Origin of the sequence: Pseudomonas agronomica (genome assembly GCF_025917275.1) — a bacterium.
In the GTDB taxonomy this organism is placed as follows: domain Bacteria; phylum Pseudomonadota; class Gammaproteobacteria; order Pseudomonadales; family Pseudomonadaceae; genus Aquipseudomonas; species Aquipseudomonas agronomica.
This window is the reverse complement of sequence record NZ_JAOSHO010000358.1, coordinates 1-5,385: the sequence shown is the minus strand read 5'-3', so window position 1 is coordinate 5,385 and position 5,385 is coordinate 1. Positions and strand designations below refer to the sequence as shown.

Annotated in this window: 6 protein-coding genes; 3 read left to right on the top strand and 3 right to left on the bottom strand. The window is 61.9% G+C overall.

All coding sequences use genetic code 11. The annotated features are described in order from the left end of the window. Nucleotides 1–167 precede the first annotated feature (167 nt). Nucleotides 168–1,421, top strand: coding sequence for an SEL1-like repeat protein (locus tag OC610_RS20445; protein WP_264430253.1), 1,254 nt, complete (start codon nt 168–170; stop codon nt 1,419–1,421). Nucleotides 1,422–1,474: 53 nt separating this feature from the next. On the opposite strand, the gene OC610_RS20440 is transcribed toward OC610_RS20445, so the two are convergent. From OC610_RS20440 to OC610_RS20430, 3 genes are read right to left on the bottom strand one after another with little or no spacing between them, the layout of a single operon-like run. Further along, nucleotides 1,475–1,720 carry a cytochrome C oxidase subunit IV family protein gene (locus OC610_RS20440; RefSeq protein ID WP_264430251.1) on the bottom strand — a complete coding sequence of 82 codons (246 nt, stop codon included), beginning with the start codon at nt 1,718–1,720 and terminating at the stop codon, nt 1,475–1,477. A gap of 12 nt (nt 1,721–1,732) precedes the next feature. Next, the gene (locus OC610_RS20435; RefSeq protein WP_264430249.1) at nt 1,733–2,317 is read right to left on the bottom strand and encodes a cytochrome c oxidase subunit 3 family protein; all 585 of its coding nucleotides are present in this window, start codon (nt 2,315–2,317) and stop codon (nt 1,733–1,735) included. Next, nucleotides 2,301–3,104 (bottom strand): CbbQ/NirQ/NorQ/GpvN family protein, encoded by an 804-nt coding sequence (locus tag OC610_RS20430; protein WP_264430248.1) that lies wholly within the window; start codon nt 3,102–3,104, stop codon nt 2,301–2,303. The genes OC610_RS20435 and OC610_RS20430 overlap by 17 nt, the downstream gene beginning before the upstream one ends. 198 nt (nt 3,105–3,302) lie before the next feature. On the opposite strand from OC610_RS20430, the gene nirS reads away from it, so the two are divergent. Together nirS and OC610_RS20420 are read left to right on the top strand one after the other, a co-directional pair. Further along, entirely contained in the window at nt 3,303–4,994 is a 1,692-nt protein-coding gene (gene nirS / locus OC610_RS20425) for a nitrite reductase (RefSeq protein WP_456300305.1), read from the top strand. 24 nt (nt 4,995–5,018) lie between these two features. Next, entirely contained in the window at nt 5,019–5,327 is a 309-nt protein-coding gene (locus OC610_RS20420; protein WP_030137677.1) for a c-type cytochrome, read from the top strand. Nucleotides 5,328–5,385 lie beyond the last annotated feature (58 nt).

The following is a 5,385-nucleotide window of genomic DNA, read 5'->3' as shown; positions in this document are numbered from 1 at the left end:
GATCTGCATACGAAAAAAAAGGGGTCGCAGGATGATCCGGAGAAGGCGTTTAAGGCTTGGGAGGAGATTATCGACAAGAACAAAGACCGTCAAACGAACGAATTGACGCCCGATACTTCACTCGTCGAGTTTTATTACGACAAAGCCGTTCTGAAGGACCTCGACTGATGCGCCGGTTCCTCGCTCTCACCTGCCTGTTGCTGGTCGCTTGCAGCAGCGACGGTACTTTTAATTTCCCCAAAAAGGACCCTTCCGTGAAACCTCTAACCGAGATCAACGCCAAGCTCGCCTTTACCTGCCAACACGAAACGATCCCGGCGCCGTCCGCTGAAAGTGATGTCCTGTTTCAGTACGCACGCTGGTTGCAAAAGAACAACCAGCTCAAGCAGGACAAAACCGTAGATCTAGAGATCGAGCGGCTGTATCGCATCGCCGCTGAGCATGGTCATTACAAGGCCAATATCAATTTGCAGAACGGTGCCATGCGCGGTCGTTTCGAGCTCAGGGGCGCCCAACACTTGCGTATGAGCCAAATCTTGATCGACGCAGGTGTGGCGACGGGTTACTACTTTGTCGGAATTTTCCTGCAACAGGGCTCGGCGGGTCTGCATCAGGACGCAGAGATGTCGTTGCGTTACTTCCGTAAGGCAGCCGATCAGGGCAACGCCCAAGCTCAGTATCTTGTTGGCGACAAGTTGGCACCTATCAGAATTGCGCCAGATATAGCGCGGCAGATGCGCCGCTGTGCGGCCGAACAGGGTCATGGCAAGGCCGCCGTCGCTCTTGGTATCAATCTTCAAGGAAAGGGACAGTACCGAGAAGCGATTGAGGCATTCCAATTAGGGGTGGCTGCTGGATATGAATCCTCGGCCGGTTGGTTGGAAGAAGCATTTAGAGCTCATCCCATTACTAATGAACTGTACTACCTCGGCCAACAAGAGGACCTCGAACGCGCCGAACGCTACGAAACCATCTGGCGAATCCTGGCGAGGTATTCCTACGCCAATCCCACCGTCCCCGAAATCAACGAAATCCTCCCCCTGCCGCCCGCCAAGCTGCCTGAATGGGACGGCAAACTCCAATGGCTCGAAGCCCGCCTGGCCAACGTCCCACCGCAAAAACCCAGCGAAGCGCTGATCAGCGAGCTGGCCGAGGCCAAGGGTCTCGAACCCGCCACCGGCAGACCCACGCCCAGCTCACCTGCATTCATCACGATCCCCCAACCCGCACCGACCTGCCACAGCGGCCAGGCCTGCCCGCATACCGGCTACTGGATCGCCGGCGCGTACGACGTCATCCGCCGCTTCGAACAGGGCGAGATCCTGCCAACACTAAACGTACGTAAGTGGGAGAGCCGTTTCCTGCTCCCGGATCGGGTGACAATTGGCCCAGAAAAGGTTGAGTGGATGTTCCATGGATGACTCCTGCCCCAGTTGGCTGTCAGCGACCGTCCCACCGGAAGTTGCGCAGGGACTCAAACCCCAAACGAAACCCCCACCGCCAGCACCACCGCCCAGCTCAACACCAACCGCCTCCATAACCGCGGGGCATTGCGCAGTTCCATGAAGCCGTCGGCGATCAGCCAGGCCTTGGTCACGGCGACTGCCAGGATGGCGATTGCCACCAGTCCGCTGGCAGCGACCTGGGCCAAGGCGACGGTGGCGGTGCTGAGCACGGCCAGCATCGTCCAGCAAATGATCAGGACACGGGACGTCGACACGGGCATCTCCATTCAATCGAGGATGTAGACCACCGGGAACAGCAGCACCCAGACCAGATCCACCATGTGCCAATACAGCACGCCGGATTCCAGCCCGCTGTGTTGCTGCGCGCAGTAGCGCCGCCGGCGGCAGCCCTCGGCCAGCCATGCGAGGATGACCATGCCCAGCAGCACATGGAGGAAATGGAACGCGGTGAGGATCCAGTACAAGGTGAAGAAGGTGTTGTGCTCCATGCCGAGGCCGTTCGCCAGCAGGTGGGCATACTCGTTGAGCTTGATTCCCACGTAGCCACAAGCGAGCAGCAACGCGCCGCCCAACAACAGCGCGGCTCGACGCGACCGGTCTTGCCGGGCCTGCTCCAGGGCCAGGGCGGCGAACAGCCCGGCGGTCAGCAGGCTGAGGGTCATCGCCAGGCCCGTGGAGCGGTCGAGTAACTGGCGGCCTTCGCTGAACATCTGGGGGTGCAGCGCCTGGGCGACGGTGAACGCGAGGATCAGCAGCGCGAACACCGACAGCTCGGCGAGGATGAAGAACCACATCGCCAGATCCCCGGGCAATCGCCGGGCCACGCCCACGCGTTCAGCCGAAGTGGACATCGACCACATCCATCAGCGCGGCGACGGTTTGCGGGTCGTCGCTCAAGGGTTCGGCCAGGCACGCCAGGCAAGCTTGGCGCGGATCCATCCCAGCGCCGATCATGCGGGCCGCGAAGATCAGCAGACGGGTGGACGCGACCTCCTCCAAGTCGTGCTGATCGAGCCGGCGCAGCGCCTGCCCCAAGCGCACCACCTGGGCGGCCAAGGCCATGTCGACTCCAGCCTCGCGGGCAACGATGCGCTCTTCGTCGGGCACCGTCGGGTAGCCGAAGCGCATCGCCACGAAACGCTGGCGCGTGCTCGGTTTCATGCCCTTGAGCAGGTTCTGGTAGCCGGGGTTATACGACACCACCAGCATGAACGACGGCGGCGCCTGCAAAACCTCGCCGGTGCGCTCCAGGTACAGCTGCCGACGATCGTCCGCCAGCGGGTGCAGCACCACCGCCGTGTCCTGGCGCGCCTCGACCACTTCATCCAGGTAACAGATGCCGCCCTCGCGTACCGCCCGGGTCAACGGTCCGTCCTGCCACCAAGTGCCTTGGGCGCCGATCAGGTGACGGCCCACCAGGTCCGCCGCGCTGAGGTCGTCGTGGCACGCCACGGTGTACAGCGGCAGTTTCAGGCGGTGGGCCATGTGCTGGACAAAACGGGTCTTGCCGCAGCCCGTCGGCCCCTTGATCAGCACCGGCATGCCGTGGCGCCAGGCCTGTTCGAACAATGCCTGTTCGTTGTCCTGGGCTTGGTAGAAGGGTTCGTCGGGGTGTTGCGCGGTAGCGATGGCGTTCATGGAATGGCCTGATCAGACAACGGATTGCCACTCAAGCTACGAGGCCCTGCGACAACCTGGCAAGGCTTGCGGCCGGCAAACTTGATCGCCGTCAAGCGGTTAACCATTGCCCTCGGCATAGCCTTGCAGCGCACCAAGAATCTGCGCGCCGGACGACATCTACGGGGGCAGCGCGGGTCATGCCTGAGGAGAAATGGAATGCTGATCAGCCACAAAAAATCGTGGGCGATGAGGGTCACGGCGCTGTGTACAGTGCTGGCCTCCCCTTACGTCTTCGCCGACCAACCGCCTGCGCAGGCCACTTCGCAGGACAGCCCGCGCATGGTCAAGACCGACGGCGCGCCGGACCTGAGCCAAGCCGACTTCGATGCGGCCAAGGAAATCTACTTCCAACGCTGCGCCGGCTGCCACGGCGTGCTGCGCAAGGGCGCCACCGGCAAGCCCCTGACACCCGATATCACCCAGGCGCGCGGCCAGGCCTACCTGGAGGCGCTGATCACTTACGGCTCCGCCGCCGGCATGCCGAACTGGGGCACCTCCAACGCCCTGACCAAAGACCAGATCACGGTGATGGCCAAGTTCATCCAGCACACCCCGCCGACACCGCCGGAATGGGGCATGGCGGAAACCCGCAAGACCTGGAAAGTCCTGGTCAAGCCCGAGGACCGACCCACCAGGCAGTTGAACAATCTCAACCTGCAAAACCTCTTCTCGGTGACCCTGCGCGACGACGGCAAGATCGCCCTGATCGACGGCGACACCAAGAAAATCGTCAAGCTGATCGACACCGGTTACGCGGTACACATCTCGCGCATCTCAGCCTCCGGGCGTTATCTGCTGGTGATCGGTCGGGACGCCAAGATCGACATGATCGACCTGTGGCCGAAAGAGCCGACCAAGGTCGCGGAAATCAAGGTGGGCATCGAAGCCCGCTCGGTGGAAACCTCCAAGTTCAAGGGCTACGAAGACAAGTACACGATTGCCGGTTCGTACTGGCCGCCGCAGTTCACGATCATGGACGGCGAGACCCTGGAGCCCAAGCAGATCGTCTCGACCCGGGGCATGACCGTCGACACCCAGCAATACCACCCCGAACCCCGCGTCGCGGCGATCATCGCCTCCCACGAATGGCCGGAGTTCATCGTCAACGTCAAGGAAACCGGCAAGGTGATGCTGGTCAACTACCAGGACATCAAGAACCTCACCATCACCAGCATCGACGCCGCGCCGTTCCTGCATGACGGCGGTTGGGACAGCAGCCATCGCTACTTCATGACGGCCGCCAACAACTCCAACAAAGTCGCGGTGATCGACTCCAAGGAACGCAAGCTCACCGCGCTCGTGGACGTCGGCAAGACCCCGCACCCGGGACGCGGCGCCAACTTCAACCATCCGCTCTACGGACCGGTCTGGGCCACCAGCCACCTGGGCGATGCCGGGGTTTCGTTGATCGGCACCGACCCGGTCAAGCACCCGCAATACGCCTGGAAACAGGTGGGTTCGCTGCAGGGCCAGGGCGGCGGTTCGCTGTTCATCAAGACCCATCCACAGTCCCGTCACCTGTACGTCGACACCACCCTCAGCCCGGACGCCAAGCTCAGCCAATCGGTGGCGGTGTTCAACATCGACAACCTCGACGCTGGCTACACCGTGCTGCCGATTGCCGAGTACGCCGGCATCAAGAAAGGTGCCTTGCGCGTGGTGCAACCGGAATACAACAAGGCCGGCGACGAAGTCTGGTTCTCGGTCTGGAGTGGCCAGGAAGACGAGTCGGCGCTGGTGGTGATCGATGACAAGACCCTCAAGGTCAAGGACGTGATCAAGGACAAGCGCCTGATCACCCCGACCGGGAAATTCAACGTCTACAACACCCAACACGACATCTATTGAGCCCCATCAATAAGAGGAAAAACCATGAAGCCTATTCTGATCGCACTGGCCTTGACCGCCGCCTATAGCCTGCCGGCCCTGGCCGATGATGGCCCGACACTGTTCAAGAGCAAGCCGTGCGCGGCCTGCCACTCCATCGACACCAAGGTGGTAGGCCCGGCGCTCAAGGACGTCGCGGCAAAAAACGCTGGCGTCGCCGGAGCCCAGGACGTATTGGCCAAACACATCAAGGAAGGCACCCAAGGCAACTGGGGACCGATGCCGATGCCGGCCAACCCGGTGACGGAAGAAGAGGCCAAGACCCTGGCGGCTTGGGTCTTGACCCTCAAGTAACCACAGGACCCCGTGGCGAGGCCGCTGGGCTGCCGAGCTGTGTAGGAGCTGTCGAGCG